This is a genomic window from Clavibacter sp. MX14-G9D (assembly GCF_032917815.1).
Classification (GTDB): Bacteria; Actinomycetota; Actinomycetes; order Actinomycetales; family Microbacteriaceae; genus Clavibacter; species Clavibacter michiganensis_K.
The window spans coordinates 1-2,756 of sequence record NZ_JAVCVL010000286.1 but is presented as its reverse complement, the minus strand read 5'-3'; the positions used below and the strand labels follow the sequence as shown (position 1 = coordinate 2,756).

General features: G+C 74.8%; 1 protein-coding gene. It reads left to right on the top strand.

The window, feature by feature from the left end:
- Positions 1–2,618, top strand: a 2,618-nt coding sequence (gene nirB / locus Q6969_RS14740; RefSeq protein WP_396335560.1) for a nitrite reductase large subunit NirB, incomplete at its 5' end; no start/stop codon positions are given.
- Between the last annotated feature and the right edge of the window lie 138 nt (positions 2,619–2,756).

Genomic DNA, 2,756 nt, shown 5'->3' with positions numbered 1-2,756 from the left:
CCGCGCCCGCGCCCGGGCCGTCGACCCCCACGGCGGGCCCCGACGGCGTCCGCCGCGTCGTGGTCGTGGGCGGCGGACCCGCGGCGCACCGGCTCGCCGAGTCCCTCGCGTCGCGCGTCGACGCGGGATCGCCGAGGCTCCGGATCACCGTGGTCGGCGACGAGCCCCACCTCCCCTACGACCGGGTGCAGCTGTCGAAGCGGCTCCACGGCGAGGTCGACCTGACGCTCGGCGCGCCCGCGTTCTGGGACCACGCGTCCCTCGACTGCCGACCGGGGCGCCTCGCGACGCGCCTCGACCCCGCCGCCCGGACGGTGCTCCTCGACGACGGCGCGGTCCTCGCGTACGACGAGCTCGTGCTGGCGACGGGCAGCGCCGCGTCCGTGCCGCCCATCGAGGGCGCCGCCGCCGGCCGCGTCTACCGGACCCTCGCCGACGTCGCCGACCTGGTGTCCGAGGTCGCGGCCTTCCGCGAGCGCCACGGGCGGCCGGCCAACGTGGTGACCGTCGGCGGCGGGCTGCTCGGGCTCGAGGCGGCCGGCGGAGTGCACGCGCTCGGCGCGCGCTCCGCGGTCGTGCACTCCGGGCGGTGGCTCATGTCGTCGCAGCTGGACGAGGGCGCCGGGCAGGCGCTCGGCCGCATCATCCACGGCCAGGGCATCGAGCTGCACCTGGGGGTCCGTCCGACGGCGATCCTCACCACGCCCACCGGCCGCGTGACCGGCATGACGCTCACCGACGGCCGGACCGTCCACGCCGACGTCGTCGTCTTCTCCATCGGGATCACGCCGCGCGACGAGCTGGCGCGCGCCGCCGGCCTGGAGCTCGGCCCGCGCGGCGGCGTCGCGATCGACGCGGCCTGCCGCACCTCCGCCCCGCACGTCTGGGCGATCGGGGAGGTCGCCGCGGTCGACGGCGTGTGCGTGGGCCTCGTGGCGCCCGCCAACGCCATGGCCGAGACGGTGGCCGACCGCATCACCGGCGGCGAGGCCCTGTTCCCCGGCATCGACGACGCGACGAAGCTCAAGCTCTCCGGCGTCGAGGTCGCGTCGTTCGGCGACGCCATGGGCCGATCGCCGGGTGCGCTCGAGGTCGTCTACGCGGATCCCGCCCGCGGCATGTACCAGAAGATCGTCATGAGCGACGACGCGCGCACCCTCCTCGGCGGCGTGTTCGTGGGCGACGCCGCCCCCTACAGCGCGCTCCGCCCCCTGCTCGGACGCGAGCTCGGCGGGGAGCCGGGCGCCTACCTCTCGGCTGCGGGCGCCGAGCCGCCGGCCGCCACCGACCTCCCCGACGACGTGCAGGTCTGCTCCTGCAACGACGTGAGCGCGGGCGACGTCCGCCACGCGGTCCGCGGCGCGGACGGCACGCCCGGCTGCACCGACCTCGCGGAGCTGAAGGCCTGCAGCCGCGCGGGCACCCAGTGCGGGTCGTGCGTGCCGCTCGTGAAGAAGATCCTCGACACGGAGCTCGAGGCCGCCGGGGTCGAGGTGTCCCGCGCCCTCTGCGAGCACTTCGCGGTCAGTCGCAGCGAGCTGTTCGAGACCGTCCGGATCCTCGGCCTCACCTCCGCCGCCCAGGTGTTCGAGCGCCTGGGCGCGGGCCTCGGCTGCGACGTGTGCAAGCCCGTCGTGGCGTCCGTGCTCGCCACGCAGACGAAGGGCTACATCCTCGACGCCGGGCAGGGGCCGCTCCAGGACACCAACGACCGCGCGCTCGCCAACATGCAGAAGGACGGCAGCTACTCGGTCGTGCCGCGCATCCCCGGCGGGGAGATCACGCCGGCGAAGCTGAAGGTCATCGCGGAGGTCGCCGAGGAGTACGACCTGTACACGAAGATCACGGGCGGCCAGCGCATCGACATGTTCGGCGCCCGCCTCGAGCAGCTGCCCGAGATCTGGCGCATCCTCGTCGACGCCGGCTTCGAGTCCGGCCAGGCGTACGGGAAGGCGCTGCGGAACGTGAAGTCCTGCGTCGGATCCACGTGGTGCCGCTACGGCGTGCAGGACGCGGTCGCCATGGCCGTGCACCTGGAGCTGCGGTACCGCGGCGTCCGGTCCCCGCACAAGTTCAAGATGGGCGTCTCCGGATGCGCGCGCGAGTGCGCCGAGGCGCGCGCGAAGGACATCGGCGTGATCGCGACCGAGACCGGCTGGAACCTGTACGTCGGCGGGAACGGCGGCTTCACCCCGGTCCACGCCCAGCTGCTCGCGAAGGACCTCGACGACGCGACGCTCATCCGCTACATCGACCGCTACCTCATGTACTACGTGCGCACGGCCGAGCGCCTGCAGCGCACGGCGCGCTGGCAGGAGGAGCTGGAGGGCGGCCTCGAGCACGTGCACCAGGTGGTGGTGGAGGACTCGCTCGGCATCGCGGAGGAGCTGGAGCGGGCGATGGCGCTGCAGATCGACGGCTACGAGGACGAGTGGGCGGCGACGCTCGCCGACCCCGACCGGCTCCGGCGCTTCCGGTCGTTCGTGAACGCCCCGACGACGCCGGATCCCGCCATGGCGCGCGTCGAGGAGCGCGGCCAGCGACGGCCCGCCTTCCCGGAGGAGCGCGACGGGTCCGTCATGCTGTCCGGACCCTCCATCCCCGTCCGGAAGGCCTGAGCCATGCAGTTCGACCTCGATGTCCAGGGCCGCCGCGTCGTCGTGGTGGGCGGTGCGCCGGCGACGCGCCGCCTCACCGCCGCCCTCCGCGCGGACGGCGCCGACGTGGCGCGCGTCCCCGACCACGCCGCGGGTGCC